The sequence below is a fragment of the Pedobacter sp. 05T44 genome (genome assembly GCF_056395985.1).
The window spans coordinates 75538-93112 of sequence record NZ_JBFTKO010000011.1 but is presented as its reverse complement, the minus strand read 5'-3'; the positions used below and the strand labels follow the sequence as shown (position 1 = coordinate 93112).

The following is a 17575-nucleotide window of genomic DNA, read 5'->3' as shown; positions in this document are numbered from 1 at the left end:
AATGGTATTATATAATCCTCCGTTTTAGTTCTTTATACCTTGACCTCCCAATAGGTAGTATTTCCCCATTTTTAAGTTCAAGAAGATATTTACTGCCGGTATGAACAATGATTTCTTTTGTTTGATTAATCGGTACAATATAAGATTTATGAATGCGCTCAAAAGAGGCAGGAAGCAACTGTTCTAGTTTTTCGAGTGATTTATCATGAAGTGCTTTCTTTCCATTCAGTAAATGCAATTCKGTGTAAATACCGGCGCCTTTGATGTACCGGACTTCTTTAATATCAATCAATACGATGGAACCGGCCTTTTTAACAGCCAGGTATTCAAGTTTGCCTTCAGATTTTGGCCCCGATGTAGATAAACGTCTGAATGCAAGGTTGAGGCGCTCCTGATCAAAGGGTTTAGGAACAAAATCCAACACGCCGTAAGCAAAAGCCGTAATCGCTTTTTCTGTATAAGCCGATATAATGATCGTATGAAAAGCGCTGGCGGCAACACTTTTAAGCAAATCGAATCCATCCTCACCATTTAAATTCAGATCCAGCAATAACAGATCGGGTGTATGTTCACTCAAGTATTTAATGCCACCATTAACGGATTCACAAACCACAAGATTTTGAATCGTTGATCCAAAGAATTCCCGACTCATCCGCGCTACCCTTTTGGCAATCCTTGCCTCATCTTCAACAAGTAGTATATTCATTATCCAGCATGTATTTTTATGCATGTAAGCCAACCTTCGGGTACGGCCTGCGATTCAAAAGTCCATTGATCACCATAGCTTTCGGTTAACCGTGCAGCAATGTATTGAAAACCTGTCCCTGTTTTTTTTTCAATTCTGTTTTCTCTGTTCCTGGCGATGGTTAGCAGCTTATATTGCTTGTTCCCGCCTTGCTTTTCAAAGCTCAGCTTAAAAGTAATGATCTTATCAATGCTGGGCATACTATGGGTAATGCCATTCTCCAAAATGGTATGGATAATTGCTGGGGGAATCAAATCCAGTTCATCAATACCTGACTGTTCCCATACATAATTAATTTCCTTTCTAAACTGCATAACCTTTAAATGTGCTTTACAAAGCGCTATTTCTTTGGCGACCGGGATTAAAGTTTCTTCTCCTATTTGATTTAAAATATCAAACTCTTTTGCCAGTGCTTGAATAAAAACAATGCCATCTTTTGGCGATTCCTCTATCCAGTCGATCATAGAAGTCAGCGTATTTTTTATAAAATGGGGTTGAATATTTTTCTTTAGCAACTCCAATTTTAACCTCGAAGAAAGTATTAAAGAAGACTGGTGTTCTTTCTCGAGTAGTTTGGCTCTTATAGTGTGTAAATAAAGCATAGATAGTACAATTAGGGTATAACATATGAAAAGAAAAAAATCATAAACGATAAATGCACTCGCTACTGCACTCATCAGTAAACCAACAAATACTACCCAGGCACCTTTTACATTTCTAAATAACGCATTTACTACAATAATGAGCGAGAAAAACCACATGGTGTAACTAAACAACATGGCTGTCCAGTCGTAATGCCTGAAATTATCGATGTAAATCCAGATCAGAATCAGTAATTGCAGACCTAAAAGCCAGAACTTCTTTTTAAAGTAAAACTGAATGGTAAAATAGAAAGGGACAAGAAGGGAAATGGCAAAGGTAAGCCAGCCAACAATTTCCAACCGTGTGTAAAAGTGGCTGTAAGGAATGGTAATGTAAAACTTCACATGCTCAACCCCCAGCAGAGCAAAGAAAAGCAGACAAATGATTCCAAAAATTAGAACATCCAACTCTTTACGACTGCTGTTAATGTACAGGAAGAAATAATAGAAAGCTGCAACAAGAAAAGCACCTGCCATTAAATTCATATATGAAGTGGCAACTAGAGGTCTTTGAATCAATGCCTTATAATATTGTAGTTTAACATCAACACCTCTTAATTCTCCTGTATTAAAATGTTGTGCAGTTCTTAACGCTAATGTGTGTAAACCGGATCTGGCCAGTGAATCAGGCAACAAAAAATCGCTCATTTCGGTACCTGGTACCTCATGGATTTTATCTTTTGCAAACTCACCGTTTTTACCAACGAATACACCATCCCAGTAGACATCGAAGGAACCAAAACTGTGAATCCCTAAACCCACAGAAATACTGTCTTTAGGATCTCTGTTTGTGATGCGTACGTTAACTCTGGACCAAAAAACGGCAGTTTTTGGATCCCGTTCCTTCTCCCAGCCGCTGGTATCATAGTTCTTTTTTGCCCAGTTCAAATCGTCGCCGTTTTTATAGACGGCGTCTGTATATTCATAATGGAGATCCTGTTTACAGGATGACAAAAAGAGGGTTAGAAAGAATAAGAAGCGAAATTTAACCATGATGTAAAGCTAAACTGAATATAAGACAGAAAAATGTATTTCAAAAGGATATAGAGCCGTTGGCATGTTTTATTGTGTTTTGAACGGCCGCAGTCTTAATCTTGCCTCATGAAAAAACTACTCATCACTATCATGGTCTGTGTTATAGGCTCTACGATTAATGCACAGCAAAACAATCAAATACCATCAAAGGGATTGGTAAATGGCAAATTAACTGACCAAGCACAACTCGCACTGCCTTACGTAACTATTCAAGTTAAAAATATCCTTGGGAAACTTATTTTAAGCACCATTAGTGATGAGAAAGGAGAATTTCTTTTAGAAGGATTGCCTGAAGAAAATGTCATATTGGAATTTAGCCTAATAGGTTATAAAACCTTAAGTCGAAACGTTGAGCTAAGTCCTTCAGCCTATAAACTGGATATTGGAAATATTAGCCTTATGCAAGATACAACCGTTCTAAAAGAAGTTTCGATCACTGCAGAAAAAAGTATGATTAGTTTAAAACTGGATAAAAAGGTCTTTGAGGTTGGAAAAGACATCTTATCTCAAAGCGGTTCAGTTAACGATATATTAAACAGCGTACCATCTGTAGCGATAAATCCTGAAGGCGCAGTAAGGCTAAGAGGCAATAGCAATGTGATGGTTTTAATTAATGGTCGGCGTTCGGGATTAACGCAAAGCAATTTACTCGATCAGATCCCTGCCGGTCTAATTGATAAGATTGAGGTTATTTCCAATCCCTCTTCCCGTTACGATGCCGGAGGATCTGCCGGAATCATTAACATCATCCTTAAAAAGAATAAAATTGGTGGGCTAAATGGCCAGCTAAAGGTGGTAGGAGGGCTTCCTAATGATAACCGTATAAATCCCAGTTTGAATTATAAGTCAGATAAAATTAACCTGTTCTCTACGCTGGGCATCCGTTTATCGGATTATAAAGGTTTTTACAGCAGTAATCAAAGCGTGTTGGATAATGAACAGCAGCGTTTCTTAACTCAAACACAGGATGAAGACCGACATGATGACGGTAAATTGATATATCTCGGTGCTGACTATCTCATTAATGCACACAATACAATGACTGCAGCCTACTTTAAAAATGCGACTAAAGATCATGACAAAACCTGGTTCGATTATCAATATAGTAGCAGTACTCTGGATAGCAACTTAATCAGAAATGGTGAATCCCGAGAGAAAAGAGATTACAATCAATTAGAATTTAACTATACGCGCACATTCGAAAATGCACAAAAAAAATATACACTTGATATGCAATATGATTTTTGGAATAGCGACAAAACATGGGCGTTGACCACTGAGAAACACTTTCCACATCCCGAAACTTTGCCGGGTATCAGGACCAGTTCTATTGGCAGTAGTAAGGATTTCTTACTTCAAAGCGATTTAGAACAACCACTAACCGAAAAATCGATGCTTGAACTGGGGCTAAAACTCGAGAACAGAAAAGTAACAAGTGATTTTTATGCAGAACAACAACAAGGAGATCAATGGGTTATTTATTACAATATCAACAATAAACTTCAGTACAATGAACTGATTAGCAGTGCCTATGCTCAATTCAGCAATAAAGGTAAGAGGTTTTCTTATATGTTGGGTTTGCGTTCAGAACTTACCAAAATTAGTATTGAAGATCGACTAGGTGACTACCAAAATAAAAAAAATTACATCCGCATATTTCCTACGCTTAACCTGAGCTATCAGCTCAATGAAGAAACGACGACACAGTTTAGCTATAGCAAAAGAATTAATCGCCCATCATTATGGATGTTGTATCCATTTAATGAACTTACAGATCTTAACTCTCAATTTATTGGCAATCCTGCTCTAAACCCTTCGTATGCGGATGTGCTGGAACTTGGCTTATTGAAGCATTGGGGAGATTTAACCTTTAATCCTTCTGTCTACTACCAAAATAACTCTGATATTATCCAAATGTACACCTATCGGAACAACGATATATTTTATACTATTCCGGTTAATATTGACGGTGAGATCAGACAGGGGCTTGAGCTTTCTTTACTTTATAATCCATGGAAATGGTTACAGTTGAATGCCGAATTAAATGGTTATGAGTTCCAGCAAAAGGGGTTTTATCTGGGTCAGGATTTTGATTTTAATGGAAATGCCACAACAGGAAGGTTTAGCACTCAGGCAAAAATATCAACGATGATGAATTTACAGTTGCGTTACAATTATACAGGTGCAACAACCAATGCACAAAGTCATACCTGGTCCGTTCACTATCTGGATTTCGGACTAAGCAGGAATGCGCTGAAGGAAAAAATGACAATTACACTAGATGGAAGTAATGTACTCAATACGCGCAAAACTAAAACTTTAACCACTGGCGATAATTATATTTATAATCAGCTAAGTAACCCTAATGCTTCACGTTATCGTTTAACTATGGTTTATCGCTTTAATCTTAAGGATAGCCAATCGATTAGACAGGCAAAAAGCGGAAATAGAAACTAAAAAAACCGTAAGGACTCATTTTTTTTGACTTTTTCTTAGATTGCATCACAAAATTGTCGTGCATGAAAACTTTAACAAAAGAAGATCAGGAAGCTATAACACCAATAATGGCGCTAAATTTATTGGAAGAGGGAAATAAACGATTTGTTAATAACCTGAAAATCAACCGAAATCTTTTACAGCAAGCAAATGAAACCTCAGATGGTCAACATCCGTTCGCTATAATTTTAAGTTGCATAGACAGTCGCACATCTGCGGAATTAATTTTTGACCAGGGTTTGGGTGATATTTTCAGTATCCGGATTGCAGGTAACATTATTAATGAGGACGTTTTAGGAAGCATGGAATTTGGCTGCAGGCTTGCAGGTGCAAAAATTATCGTTGTTCTGGGCCATACCAGGTGCGGAGCAATTAAAGGTGCCTGCGATCATGTGGAGATGGGCAACCTTACTTCTTTGCTCTCGAAAATCAGGCCTGCTGTGGATGATGAGCTGACCATAAAAGAGAACCGMAATTCTAACAACAGCGAATTTGTTGAAAAGGTAGCCGCTATAAATGTTAATAGGTCTGTTAAATCGATACTGGAGCGAAGTMCCATTCTCAAAGAAATGGTAGAAGGAGGTCAAATCGGAATCATCGGGGGCCTTCACGATATTACCACAGGAGTAGTTACATTTTATCCGGGAACGATAGATTTGGGTAAAAAGTGAAAAATAAATATAGATTTGTGAAATGATAAATGGCCGTTTTATGGATATAAGGTATATTAATACTACAGTAATATGTGCTGTTTTCATGTGTGTATTGCTATCATGTGGCGTTAAAAGAAGAGATGCAGATAAAAATGTTGCTCCTGCCGATGTTCAATTGGTAAACCCTGCATTACCTGGCGACAATCCGGATCCTTCAATTATAAGGATAGGCAAAGTTTATTATGCTACGTCAACTACTAATGAATGGGCACCTTATTTTACCATCTATAAATCGGTAGATTTGAAGAACTGGGTATTGGTTAACCATGTTTTCCCGGAGGGGTTCAAGGATATGAAGGATCAATGGGGAGAAAATAATTTCTGGGCTTCCGAACTGGCCTATGATGCAAAGCAGCATAGAATTTATGCCTATTATACTGCGCATAACAGGAAAGTCAAAGGAAACCCGGGCTTGCAGTGTGGTGTAGCCTGGATAGATGCCAATAAAATCGAAACGGGCAAATTCACAGACAATGGTCCTGTAATCATAGAAGATGATTGTGGAGCAATTGACGCTTTCGAATTTCAGGACAAGGGAAAAATTTATGCCTTCTGGAAAAATGACGGAAATGGTTGTGGGAAGGAAAGCTGGATTTGGGTGCAGGAAATCAATGAAAGCCGTACCAAATTGCTGGGTGAGAAAAGAAAAGTATACACAAACAGCCAACCTTGGGAGACCTCTCTGGTAGAAGGTGCTTGTTTTTTCAGAATGGGTGAGTACATCTATAGTTTATATGCGGTAGGAGGGTGTTGTGATGCTAAGTGTAATTATAAGACGGGAATTGCCCGGACAAAAGATCTAGCAGGAGGAAAATGGGAGAAGTATGATAAAAACCCTGTAATGGTTAGCAATGAACGATGGAACTGCCCTGGTCACGGCACTGTGGTTGAATCTGCAGACCACCGATTTTTTATGCTTTATCATGCGTTCAATAAAAACTATGATGTATTTGTAGGCAGAGAAGGTATACTTGAAGAATTAAAAACGGGGCCGGATGGCTGGCCGGTTCTTCATAATGCGACCATTCCAAATCGACCAAAAGCAGAACTGGATTTTTATGACGATTTTAAAAAGGACAATAAACTGAACCTAGCCTGGCAATGGCCATCGAAATTGCCAAAGCCGGATGTGAACTTCAATAAGGGGCTTCATCTGGTATCTACGAACCAGAATCATGAGTTGGGAACATTTTTAGGGCAATATATTAAAACCGTGAATTTCAGCATTAGCACGAAAGTGACGCTTACGGAGGCACAAAGTGGGGTCTGTTTCGCAGGAGCCATTTTCAAAAGTAAGTGGCCAGGTGAGTTAGGAGGAATTGGAATAACAGCTGCTGAAGATGGTATAACAGTATATAATAATCTTGAGGGAAAATACCTTGTACTCAAACAAGTCAAAGAGCAATCTCATGGATTAATTGAATTGAAAATGCAGATCAGCGGAGGTGGAAAACTAATAGATTTCTTTTATAAAAAGCCTCAGTTGGAATGGGTGAAATTCCACACTGCAACATTTGATGCGCCAAAATATGCACCATGGGGAATGGGGTATAGGGCTGGTATTGTAGCTAAAGGTTCAGGTCAGAAAGCGTTTTTCAATTCTTTCGAATTGAAAAATAATTAAAGGGTAATGCCATTTATGGGCCCTTTAACTCTACAACGATCTTTTGTCCTTTGTTTTTAAGGAGTTCGACAGGAAACTTAAATTCCACTCTTTTCAGATTCTCTACTTTCATATCATAGTCTAATGGGGGAGGATTTTCGGAAACCACCATGATCAAGACGCCCTCAGGTTGCTTGATCATAACTTTTAGGTTTTTTCCTTTTTGCTTTAGCAGAACTCCACCTTCTATGATTTCGGCATCTGCCTGGGTCATCATCGCCCAGGTTACGCTTTTTGTCTGTTCAGAAAGCTCCAGTATATCAGTGATTTCAAGGCTTTGGTCTCCCGTCCGTTTAAAATCTCTTTTAGCKCTTTTTAGCTGTCCCTTAAATACCGCAGAAAGGTCAAAACCTGCCTGAGGACGGTTACCTTTTTCTTTATAGTAGCTTAATGGTGCAAAACCCTTGGCCAAGTGCAGTTCATCATTGACCGTCAGCGTACTGTGCCCGAAATTGTTCTTGCTCAGCAGGGTCCAGCGCTTGCTTTGCTGGTTGCTGTCCCATAAGCCATTAACACCTATAGCTTGCTCCAGCTCAAAGTAATTCTGCATCCCCAGATCTACAGACCACCTGACGCCATATAGGTCAAATACAAAAGAACCAGCATCCATGTTGCCATGGTTTAAATTTGCTGCACCGCCTTTGGCCCCAAGAAAATACCCATTGGGATCAGTTTTTCCACCACCAAATACAACAATTGGGTTGATTCCATCACCTTTGTAATTTGCAGGTAATTGATTCACCATAGATTTTTTATGTTTTGCCAGCCAGGCCAGAACCATCCCATTAAATTTGGAACTGTTATAACCGCTGGTATCTGACCTTGCTAGGGCTCCTAGAAATTTTTCCTTATTAAAATAGACATCATTGTTTGTCCTATTTGCAAACCACAACAGCAATTCCTGGTTTTCCAGACCATCATCTCCACTGCTGCCAGAATCAAAATAATTGAAATAAAGCCCACTTGAACCCACCAGTTTCTTCACAAAAAGCGCACTATTGACAAATCCGGATGTGTTGGAAATACCAAAATCCGTTCCAAAAGCGCTTTCAAGTACATTGATAGTGATTAATGTATAACTGGTTCCATAGGACCAGTAAGATGCCCCTTCAGGATAGGCCCCGTCTGGCCCGTATGCCCTCAGTGCTCTTGGAATGTTCTGGATCATTCGGGAAATCAATTGTGCGGCTAAAGCAGGATCCTGATCTGCAATCATTACAGCCGCCGAAGTAATACCGCCATGACATACCTGGTTCCAATTGTTGTCCACTTTTACCCATCCGTTGAATTTTTCATTCAAACTGGGCTCTATGGCTTTGCTGATCAGGGCATCCTTTACCAGTCGTATAGTAGATTCCGGTAGGTCGCCCAGAGTCCAATCCAGCCCAATAGAAACCCCATAGGCCATTTCTCCAACATCCAGAAAATGGCTAGGGTTCCAATCTGAAAAATTGCAAACATTTAGCAATTCGGTATTTACCCGATCCAAGAACCGCTTTTCTTTTGATATGGCATAAACTGCAGCGAGTGTGCMGATTCGTGCAATTGCTTGCCTGGATACTCCAAGCAATCTCCTCCCTTCCAGCTTTCTTTCCAGAACTGCGACATCCAGCAGAGCAACTGCATTTTTATAAAGATATCCATAATAAGCTTTTGCAGTTTCATCCTTTTTTACGACCTTTTTGATCTGCGCTAAACTTTCAGCAGTCAGGATCAGTTTCGGACCGTTATTTCGGAGGTTTTGTTTTACCCATGTTACTGTTACGTCCCTGGTTTCGCTAACAGGTTTTTGAGCGACACTTGCCAATGAAATGCTCAGGGTTAGAAGAAGAAGTGCGAGGATCGATTTCATGTTCCAAATTACATTTTTCTGTTGACAATCGCACTCAATTACCGGAAGTTGGTATTCTCAAGGTCAATATAATCTAAATCCCCAATGACCCTTTTATAAATAAAGCTGACCTTCCATCACAATCGCAGAGGAGCCGCTAACCCATATGCCATCATTAGCTACATTTACGCTGATTGTAGATGGATGTTCTATATATTTTCCTTGCAGGATCTTATAGTCCCTGTTTTTTTTAATGTATCCAAGCGTTTCAAGATAGCCGGCCAGTGGTCCTGCAGCTGTTCCTGTGGCGGGATCTTCGTCGATTCCAATGCCTGGATTAAAAAACCTTGTCTCTGCGAGATAATTGTTTTCAATACCATTTACAGTAAATAAATAACAACCTTCAAAATCAAATTTTTCAGATAAGCCTTTCAATATGGGTTTATTGGAAACAGCATTTTTAAGTGTTCCCAGATCTTTTACAGGAACCATTAAATGAGGAACTTCTGTTTGTACAATATTGATGTCCCAACCATTCAAATCAAAGTCGGTAGTCTTTAAACCCAGGGCCTCGGTTAAGAGGTTGACTGGTACTTTGTTGATTATTTTAGAAGGGCGCTGTTTCATTGCAACATAAGGTAGTCCTGATTCCTCAGTGACTTTTAAAGGAATAGGGGTATCCTTTATCAATACCCAGGGTCTCCCTTGTTGATTTTTAAAGATATCCCATTTTTTTAATAATGCCAAACAGACGGCGCCCAAAAGGTTGTGTCCGGCGCCTGCTACCTCAAATTTTGCCGGGGTGAAAGACCGTACTTTGAAAACGCCTTCTTTCTCTGAATAGCTAACAAAAGAAGTTTCAGAATAGCCGAATTCCCTGGATATATCGTGGTACTGACTAAGGTTAAGCTCATCTTCTATATAAACAACTGACAGTTGGTTTCCCTTAAACCGCTGATCTGTAAAAACGTCCAGTACATAATAATCCAGTTTTTTCATATTTTTCATTGTTGATGATTAATAGCTCAAAACTAGAAATTACAGATCTTTTTTTGCTATCGGTTAACAATGGGTAACCGGTAACCTTGAGGTAACTAACAGGATTTCAGAATACGTCCAGATGCCATTTGCTATCTACGAATACTGAACTTCTTCAGGTGTATCGGGCAATCGGTTTCAACTCTTTAGCTATCGCCTCAATAAGTTTAGGATTTATATCCGTTTCATCCATTACATTCCATTGTCCGTTTTTTTCGACCATAACTAAAGAATCGTTTTCCGGAAAAATGATACGGAGTCCTTGCTCCCCGTTATAATCTTCAGGTGCTGTCCTGAGTCTAACGGGCGTGTGATCTGTGGGGTTGACTATAGTAAATTTCATGAGCCTCCTTTTAAATTAACTGTTTTAATGGTTTTCAGGATTTAAGTAATCCTAAATAGCAACAAAATAAAAAACAAGAAGTTTGCAGATAGCAAGTTTTTTTTTGTTATCCTGAATTCTTATTTGAATACAGGAATAGCAGTCTGTACTTTTTTCGATTGCGAGTTTGCCTGTGTTTTCTGATTGCATTTACCCAGGAGCGAATAAATTACAATAAATATGATTATGGTAGACAAACAGCCCCCACCTAACTTTTTAGCTCCCCAGCCAGCTATAATTGCTCTGAAAAATTTATTCATGTTTATATTTTAAGAGGTAAACAGTTTAAAAATTCAAATGGTTTTGATTTAATGGCCTAATTTTGAAATATAAATTGCTATTTACCGTAAGCCGAAGCCGGGGGAATATGCTCTGCATCAGAGAATGCCCTCAGGTAAGCGGTTTTATACTCGGCCATCCCCACAACTTTATTCAGGGCACTTAAACTATGATATAGCCCAATTAATGACCAGCCATTTCCAGGGTTTAGTTCCAGATCCATTTTGTAAACCTGTGCTGCATTGGCGGGATTCCCTTGCTTTAAAAGATAGGCTCCTAAAAATTGTCTTACAGGAATCGGCCAGTCCATTGGCTCAGCATAGATCATTTCGTCTTCTATTTTTATGGCCTCTTGGAGGGTGTTAATGCCAGCTGTATTCTTTCTCTGATCTAATAGAATCACAGCATTTAAAATATTCTCTGCAATCTGTGCGCCTTGCAGTGCTGTATTAAAGGGGATACGCCTCTTTTTTAAAACAGGATCAGTTATTTTACTGCGCAACTGAATAAGTTGCACTTTTGCCAAATCCGGTTTACCTGTATACACATATGCCAACCCTTTGGCAAAATTATCCAATATTCCGGCATATGTCCAACGGGCATCCGGCTGAACTGTATCCTTTAATATCTCATCCCACTTACCAAGTCTTACCAAGATAAACTTTGGCATCATGTACAAATATTGGGCATAGGTATCCTCATAAGTTGGCATAACACTTTTTCTGCACCTTATGGCATCCTGCATTCCTTTGGTGTACATTCCACCTGTTAACCCGCAAAAAGCCTGTACCGCAAAATAATGCGAGGAATGCTTGCTAAGGGAAAGATGCCTGGCCAGCGAATCATAACGCACAAGGCTTACATCTGCACTGTCATTGGCTTCTACACCTAATKCATACAAACCGTTTCTTTGATACACGTGGCTAGACATGTGAACCATGTGAGCCACGCCAGGAAAAAGATCTTTAAGCAGCCTTGCATTGTCCAAGGCACGATCAGGCTTACGAGAAGCTTCCGTTAAATGTATATAATAGTGTAAAGCAGCAGGATGTTGGGGATTTTCCTGTAATACGCTCTCGCATAAGCCCACTAATTCAGGCGTCCATTCTTTCGCAGATCCGTCGTTATTCCAGAAATCCCAGGKATGGCTCAACATAACCGCATCTATAAATAGCGTCTTGATGTCTGCATCCTGAGGATATATGGAAATAAGCGATTTCATACCTTGTGCATAGGCCATGTTCAGCTTCGTTTTTAGAGTATCGGCATCCGACAATGGATACCTGAGATTCATTACTTTCAGCAGATCGCGCTCTTTTGCTGATGCCTTATCTGCAGATTGGTTCATCAGCTTTAAAACTTCTGATATGTTTTTAGGAATGGTATAATTGTGGGCAGAATTATAGTAAGGACCCATTGCTAATGCTTGTCCCCAATAGGCCATAGCACTGTTAGGATCAAATCTGGCAGCTTCTTTAAAGGAAGCGAGGGCCTCCTTCATATGGTAACTATAATACATGGTTAATCCCTGATCAAAATAAACCTGAGCGCTGTCGCTAACCGTCGATATTTTATAAGAATAGTGCCCCCAGCCCGGCAGGTACATCATAAATTTGCCATTATCGACAGTATCAATATTTTCTGTGAAAGACAAAGAACCACATGTTGCTACAATTGCCTTACTATAATCCAATAGGTACAATGGCTTTTGGATATCTTTATCACCACTAGAAAAAAAGAGACAGCATATAAAAAGCAGCAATATTGTTTTCATAAGGATTCTTACAATTAATTAAAGCTCAATTAAATATACCATTTTTAGGGGGTCTTTTATATATATATTTTATAGCTTTAAGCATTTAAAATCATGAAAAGAATTTCCGGTAATGAGCGAAGACCAATTTAGACGATAAGGATATGAAAATATTAAAGGCGGCTGATGCATTTAACAAATCGGCAAAAATATATCAGGATAAGTTTATGGATGTTAGTTCCTATGGTGACTTACTCAATATCTTTTGTGATAATATAACAGCCGATAATGCCAGCATTTTAGACATTGCCTGTGGCCCTGGAAATATCACCAAATACTTGCTAAACAGGAGACCTGACTATAAAGTCTTAGGAATTGACTTGTCCTCGAAAATGCTCGAACTAGCCCAAGCTAATAACCCGACAGCTAAATTTGAGCTCATGGATTGCCGGGAGATTGATACGATCGAAGAGAAATTTGATGGAATCACGTGTGGCTTTTGCCTACCTTATTTGACGCGTAAGGAAGCTATTGCGCTAATCGCTAGTGTTCCTGGATTATTAAATCCAGGTGGTGTGTTTTATTTGAGCACGATGGAGGAGGATGATGTTAATAAATCGCGATATCAAATATCAAGTACAGGTGATAAGGTATGGGTAAATTATCATCATGAGCGTTATTTAACTCAAGCCTTCCAGGAAAATAACTTTGAAATAATCAATTTAAAACATTTTACTTCTCCTGATAAGGATGGTCTAATGATTACTGATTTGATATTGATGGGGAAATTGTAGGTGTATGCGCTGACTTATTAAAGCGATTTTAGGCTACTTAAAATTACTTTGCAAAGTTTTACAACTGCGAAGACGATCAATCCGGCGAGAACCCCAATCCCGAACTCCTTAATGATCAAGGGAATACTTGGCAGCAAATGGTGTAGAAATTCAATGTTATGAACGAAAATACCGCCCGAAACTAAGATCAATGCAATTGTTCCTACCACGCCCAGAATTCTGATGATAACAGGCAGTGATTTAACAAGTAAATGACCAATTAGTGCAACAAAGCCCTTGTCACTGGAACGCTTGATCAATTTGTGCCCAGCATCATCCATTCTAACTATGATGGCAACGATACCATAAACACCTACGGTAGCCAGTAATGCAACTACCGAAACCGTTAAAATCTGAATAGGGAGGCTTTTTTCCAAGACACTTCCCAGTGCAATAATTACAATTTCTATGGACAGGATGAAATCAGTCATCACAGCAGACTTGACCTTTGCTTTTTCTGCTTCGATACCATCTTGTTTTACCGCTGTAATTACTTCATGATCCGCCTTCTTGCGATGAAAAAAGTATTCGATTATTTTTTCAACGCCCTCATAAGCKAGGAAAAAACCACCTAAAATTAAAATAATCTTTATCGCTATAGGAAAAAATGCATTGAGCAATAATGCAATCGGAACAATAATAATTTTGTTAACGAAGGACCCCTTGGTAATTGCCCAAAGCACTGGTATCTCTCTTGAAGCCAGAAACCCCGTTGCCTTTTCCGCATTCACGGCTAAATCATCCCCAAGGATCCCTGCAGTTTTTCTCGTTGCTATTTTAGCTGCCACAGAGACATCATCCATTAAAGCAGCAATATCATCTAAAATCGCAAAAAAACCTGAAGCCATATCGATCTCATTAATAATTAGGTTGCAAAATATCTTTAAAAACGTGATTTTGAAAATAAAAAGATGATAATATTTTTCACATACCCCAATGCATAGTAAAGTCCGGATTACATTTTACGTTTATGTCTTTGTTCTTTTCGTCGGGCTTTCAGCATTTCTTTAATCTGAGCGTCTATTTTCTCTACAGCGGTAGTAAAAGCTACTGAATGAAGAATTGTACAATGTTTGTTCAAAAAAGCCATTGTCTCTTCAGGATAAATATTGCCAATCTCCCGAAGCGCCCATCCTAATCCTTTCTGAACAAAGTAATCTTTATCAGCAATTAATGGCCCCACCATATCTAGCAATTTTGCCGCAGGGAGAAGGGTTTTACGCTTCTTACTGTATAGCAGCATCCCAACCAATGACTGCCTACGCTCCCAAGGGTTTTCGGATTTGTTCCATAGCTTATACTGGCCGTATATCTTCTCCGGCATCTTTTCCATTAAATGTGCATAGATATCGGATAGTCCGTCAGAATGCGCCCAGTTGTCAATCTTTTTTACCCATAAGCGTACGACCTCCCAGAGTTCATTCGCATCGAGTTTTAACAAGTTCCTTTCAACAAAGTAGATGCATTGGCTTAGCACTTCGTAAACATCTGCATTTTTCCATATTGCATCCCAAACGGGAAGCTGATCCTGAAGAGTTAGTGTACTGAAAGTGTAGCCCGTTTTTAGTATTGACCGCTGCATAGGTACTGAAAGGCCGATGACTTCATATTGGGTTCCAATATAACTTTTGAGATCTGTATGTCCGGAGACTTTATCATAAGGTTGTTTTTCGATTAACCTGTTTATGATTTCGGATAAGTATTTTGATGTAGATATCATTTGATGTTTATCAATTTCAGGTATTTTTTTTGTTAATTAGCTTTGTCATCCTGGAAAGATACTTCCCGGTAATCACAGAGAATCATATTTGCTATGTGCGTTCGATCATAAAATAAGCCAACTCTTGTTCATCTCTCTTGAGGTTATTTAACCGTCTAAGGCCTGCTTTTTCAAGAACCTTTTGTGAACCTATATTGTCCAGATCGGTTACAGCAACTACCTGATTGGTATCTGTATGTGTAAAGCAGTAGTCAATTAAAGCGCTGCTCGCTTCGCTGGCTATACCTTTCCCCCAATATTTTTTAGCCAAAACATATCCAATCTCAACCTGATCCGGCACATATTCAAAATGTCTTGTAAGATACATGCCTATAAAATCCAGGGTATGGATATCAAATATTCCCCATCGGCCTAGCGGGCCTTTGCTGTAATCTGCTATCGTGCTGTCAAACAATTCCAGGTATTGTGCCGTCGAGCGTTGAGGAATGTACCGGGCAACTTCTTCATCTTCAAAAAGCAGAACGAACAATTGCTTGTCTTCAGGTACAAACTCACGAATAATGATATTTTGGCTTTGATAAAGAATAGTCATACATAAATTTTATACAAAGATATAGAACCTATCATTTGCTTTGATGAAGATTATTCACCAGATTTTGGAACGGGCTCGACGTTGTAAAGGCGTTTTAAAATAATTCTCTTTTAAATAAACATTTGCTAAGGTATATTTGTTGCAATTCAAAAATCCAAGTCGTATGAAACCTACTCAATATTCGTTCCTCTTTTTATGCCTTTTGTGTCTAGCTGCATGTAATATTTTTAAAAAGACTTCTGTACCACAAACAAGCAAAGACACTATGGAAACCAGTCAAATTACAGATCGTAAGTGGAAGTTAGTTGAACTTGCAGGTAAACCGGTGGCAGATAAGATAAATGGTAAAGAACCATTTCTTTTGCTTCAAAAAAGTGACAGCCGTTATTCTGCTTCTGGAGGCTGTAATGGGATAGGTGGTGAGTTTAAATTACAAGAGAATGGAAGGATAAAATTTTCACAGGGAATGTCCACTATGATGGCTTGTGAAAACATGGAGATTGAAAATGGTTTAACTAAAGCCTTGATTGCCGCTGATAATTACAGTATTAACGGAGATGATTTATCTTTAAATAAAGCCAGAATGGCACCCCTGGCTCGCTTTAAGGCCGTTAAGTAATTTAAAGATCTATATTCAGATTGCGGAAAATTGCTTAATGTAATTTCTCATTGTGAAATCTACCGTAAACCCCATGTTCAGATAGATATTTTTACCTAATTCTGAAGCTTGCAAGTAGGCATATGTTAACTGATTATCTATGGCTTTATTTAAGATGTATGCCATCGTTTCTTCAGCAAATCCTCTTTTCCTCATTTGTGGAATAATTCCCAGTCCGTGTATGCCAATTGCATTTTCGGTCTGCATGGTAAGGACTGTTCCTATTGGTGTTTTATCCAAATAAATGGTATAATAGGTTATTTGATTGCATGTTTTGATTAGTATTTCAGGATTAATATTATACTTAAAAGATTCCGGATATAAATCTGTCCAGGTTTTTGCCTGTTCAGGCTGATATACCTGCTCAAAAGTTAACCGCTGTTCTTGGTTAAATTTTTGGTCAAGGTGCATGGACATGCCAATTTGTGCTGATTTTTGCTCAAATCCGCTATATTCAATTAGTTTATACCTGGTGCTTTCTGTATCATCCCAATACGAAAACGATAAACTAATGGGAGAGGAGTTGATAATTTCCAGAATTTCCTTTAAGGCTGATTCATCTAATTGTTGCTTCAGCCAGAGACGATTTGGCCAGTCCGAATTTGGAATGCGGACATAACTAAGTTGTTCATCGGTAAAAAATCCATTGAACGGACTACTGGCTTTTTCCCAGAGCGTAATTAAGTTTTTGATGTTTAGCAAGGCATGTTCATTCATAGTGCTTATTTTGAATTTATGAGTAGTATTCCAGCCATCATGGCCATAATTCCTATTATCTTTTTTACGGTTATTGGTTCTAATGGCAAATTTAACCAACCAAAGTGTGTGGCGATAGCCGAAAAAATAAGTTGGCCGCATAATCCTAATGAGATCATTTTAGAAAGCCCTAGCTTAGGAATGCTATAAAAATAAAGGCTAATTCCGACAACACTGAAAAGTCCCCCTGTAAACCATAAATACCAGGGAACTTTTTTAATCAGGCTAGTGTTTGGTATTTCGCTTGAAATCAACAAAACAAAAACCGAGGCAAAAAGCAGACTACTGAAGGATGTGGCTATAGTAGCAAGTAGCGGTTTTTTAAGCAAAACACCCAGATGTGCATTAAACCCTGCCTGAATAGCTAAAAAGATACCGCCCAAAAATGCGGCTATGGATACTAATTGTTGATTCATATAGCGAAGTTAGATTGATGTTTT

The 17575-nt window shown here is 38.8% G+C and carries 17 protein-coding genes; 5 read left to right on the top strand and 12 right to left on the bottom strand.

The window, feature by feature from the left end; translation table 11 throughout:
• Positions 1-7: 7 nt before the first annotated feature.
• Together AC1DDK_RS17195 and AC1DDK_RS17190 are read right to left on the bottom strand one after the other, a co-directional pair.
• On the bottom strand, positions 8-706 hold the full coding sequence (locus AC1DDK_RS17195; RefSeq protein WP_337716152.1) for a LytR/AlgR family response regulator transcription factor: 699 nt from the start codon (positions 704-706) through the stop codon (positions 8-10).
• Positions 706-2340, bottom strand: coding sequence for a histidine kinase (locus AC1DDK_RS17190; protein WP_337716154.1), 1635 nt, complete (start codon positions 2338-2340; stop codon positions 706-708). The genes AC1DDK_RS17195 and AC1DDK_RS17190 overlap by 1 nt, the downstream gene beginning before the upstream one ends.
• A 147-nt stretch (positions 2341-2487) precedes the next feature.
• On the opposite strand from AC1DDK_RS17190, the gene AC1DDK_RS17185 reads away from it, so the two are divergent.
• The 3 genes from AC1DDK_RS17185 to AC1DDK_RS17175 all read left to right on the top strand — a co-directional run bounded on the left by AC1DDK_RS17185 (position 2488) and on the right by AC1DDK_RS17175 (position 7254).
• Positions 2488-4878 carry a TonB-dependent receptor gene (locus AC1DDK_RS17185; protein WP_337716156.1) on the top strand — a complete coding sequence of 797 codons (2391 nt, stop codon included), beginning with the start codon at positions 2488-2490 and terminating at the stop codon, positions 4876-4878.
• Between the two features lie 62 nt (positions 4879-4940).
• Positions 4941-5588: a carbonic anhydrase family protein gene (locus tag AC1DDK_RS17180; RefSeq protein ID WP_477633990.1), complete on the top strand. Its 648-nt coding sequence runs from the start codon at positions 4941-4943 to the stop codon at positions 5586-5588.
• 40 nt (positions 5589-5628) lie between these two features.
• A complete protein-coding gene (locus tag AC1DDK_RS17175; protein ID WP_337716158.1) occupies positions 5629-7254 on the top strand; it encodes a glycoside hydrolase family 43 protein in 1626 nt (541 codons plus the stop codon).
• A 13-nt stretch (positions 7255-7267) separates the two neighbouring features.
• On the opposite strand, the gene AC1DDK_RS17170 is transcribed toward AC1DDK_RS17175, so the two are convergent.
• From AC1DDK_RS17170 to AC1DDK_RS17150, 5 genes are all read right to left on the bottom strand, one after another.
• Complete coding sequence (locus tag AC1DDK_RS17170) at positions 7268-9145, bottom strand: heparinase II/III domain-containing protein (RefSeq protein ID WP_477633989.1); 1878 nt, start codon at positions 9143-9145, stop codon at positions 7268-7270.
• A 93-nt stretch (positions 9146-9238) separates the two neighbouring features.
• Complete coding sequence (locus AC1DDK_RS17165; RefSeq protein WP_337716161.1) at positions 9239-10132, bottom strand: PhzF family phenazine biosynthesis protein; 894 nt, start codon at positions 10130-10132, stop codon at positions 9239-9241.
• A gap of 145 nt (positions 10133-10277) precedes the next feature.
• The gene (locus tag AC1DDK_RS17160; protein ID WP_172662837.1) at positions 10278-10505 is read right to left on the bottom strand and encodes a hypothetical protein; all 228 of its coding nucleotides are present in this window, start codon (positions 10503-10505) and stop codon (positions 10278-10280) included.
• A gap of 119 nt (positions 10506-10624) precedes the next feature.
• The gene (locus AC1DDK_RS17155; RefSeq protein WP_172662838.1) at positions 10625-10804 is read right to left on the bottom strand and encodes a hypothetical protein; all 180 of its coding nucleotides are present in this window, start codon (positions 10802-10804) and stop codon (positions 10625-10627) included.
• A 77-nt stretch (positions 10805-10881) separates the two neighbouring features.
• Complete coding sequence (locus AC1DDK_RS17150; RefSeq protein ID WP_477633988.1) at positions 10882-12597, bottom strand: hypothetical protein; 1716 nt, start codon at positions 12595-12597, stop codon at positions 10882-10884.
• 143 nt (positions 12598-12740) lie between these two features.
• Here AC1DDK_RS17150 and AC1DDK_RS17145 point away from each other — a divergent pair, with 143 nt between their 5' ends.
• Entirely contained in the window at positions 12741-13370 is a 630-nt protein-coding gene (locus AC1DDK_RS17145) for a class I SAM-dependent methyltransferase (protein WP_337716166.1), read from the top strand.
• A 17-nt stretch (positions 13371-13387) separates the two neighbouring features.
• On the opposite strand, the gene AC1DDK_RS17140 is transcribed toward AC1DDK_RS17145, so the two are convergent.
• The 3 genes from AC1DDK_RS17140 to AC1DDK_RS17130 all read right to left on the bottom strand — a co-directional run bounded on the left by AC1DDK_RS17140 (position 13388) and on the right by AC1DDK_RS17130 (position 15721).
• Entirely contained in the window at positions 13388-14257 is an 870-nt protein-coding gene (locus AC1DDK_RS17140; protein ID WP_172662841.1) for a DUF808 domain-containing protein, read from the bottom strand.
• Between the two features lie 107 nt (positions 14258-14364).
• The gene (locus AC1DDK_RS17135; RefSeq protein ID WP_288879281.1) at positions 14365-15129 is read right to left on the bottom strand and encodes a DNA alkylation repair protein; all 765 of its coding nucleotides are present in this window, start codon (positions 15127-15129) and stop codon (positions 14365-14367) included.
• 91 nt (positions 15130-15220) lie between these two features.
• Complete coding sequence (locus AC1DDK_RS17130) at positions 15221-15721, bottom strand: GNAT family N-acetyltransferase (protein ID WP_288879282.1); 501 nt, start codon at positions 15719-15721, stop codon at positions 15221-15223.
• Positions 15722-15986: 265 nt separating this feature from the next.
• Here AC1DDK_RS17130 and AC1DDK_RS17125 point away from each other — a divergent pair, with 265 nt between their 5' ends.
• Entirely contained in the window at positions 15987-16340 is a 354-nt protein-coding gene (locus tag AC1DDK_RS17125; protein WP_246269700.1) for an META domain-containing protein, read from the top strand.
• Between the two features lie 15 nt (positions 16341-16355).
• Here the strand turns inward: AC1DDK_RS17125 and AC1DDK_RS17120 are convergent, their stop codons facing one another.
• Both AC1DDK_RS17120 and AC1DDK_RS17115 read right to left on the bottom strand, forming a co-directional pair.
• Positions 16356-17096 (bottom strand): GNAT family N-acetyltransferase, encoded by a 741-nt coding sequence (locus AC1DDK_RS17120; protein ID WP_172662845.1) that lies wholly within the window; start codon positions 17094-17096, stop codon positions 16356-16358.
• A 5-nt stretch (positions 17097-17101) separates the two neighbouring features.
• Positions 17102-17551 carry a DMT family transporter gene (locus AC1DDK_RS17115; protein ID WP_172662846.1) on the bottom strand — a complete coding sequence of 150 codons (450 nt, stop codon included), beginning with the start codon at positions 17549-17551 and terminating at the stop codon, positions 17102-17104.
• Positions 17552-17575: the final 24 nt, after the last annotated feature.

Coding starts and splice junctions, on each gene's coding strand:
- AC1DDK_RS17185 (WP_337716156.1), top strand. CDS start 2,488: ATGAAAAAACTACTCATCACTATCATGGTCTGTGTTATAGGCTCTACG.
- AC1DDK_RS17175 (WP_337716158.1), top strand. CDS start 5,629: ATGGATATAAGGTATATTAATACTACAGTAATATGTGCTGTTTTCATG.
- AC1DDK_RS17165 (WP_337716161.1), bottom strand. CDS start 10,132: ATGAAAAATATGAAAAAACTGGATTATTATGTACTGGACGTTTTTACA.
- AC1DDK_RS17160 (WP_172662837.1), bottom strand. CDS start 10,505: ATGAAATTTACTATAGTCAACCCCACAGATCACACGCCCGTTAGACTC.
- AC1DDK_RS17155 (WP_172662838.1), bottom strand. CDS start 10,804: ATGAATAAATTTTTCAGAGCAATTATAGCTGGCTGGGGAGCTAAAAAG.
- AC1DDK_RS17145 (WP_337716166.1), top strand. CDS start 12,741: ATGAAAATATTAAAGGCGGCTGATGCATTTAACAAATCGGCAAAAATA.
- AC1DDK_RS17135 (WP_288879281.1), bottom strand. CDS start 15,129: ATGATATCTACATCAAAATACTTATCCGAAATCATAAACAGGTTAATC.
- AC1DDK_RS17130 (WP_288879282.1), bottom strand. CDS start 15,721: ATGACTATTCTTTATCAAAGCCAAAATATCATTATTCGTGAGTTTGTA.
- AC1DDK_RS17125 (WP_246269700.1), top strand. CDS start 15,987: ATGGAAACCAGTCAAATTACAGATCGTAAGTGGAAGTTAGTTGAACTT.
- AC1DDK_RS17120 (WP_172662845.1), bottom strand. CDS start 17,096: ATGAATGAACATGCCTTGCTAAACATCAAAAACTTAATTACGCTCTGG.
- AC1DDK_RS17115 (WP_172662846.1), bottom strand. CDS start 17,551: ATGAATCAACAATTAGTATCCATAGCCGCATTTTTGGGCGGTATCTTT.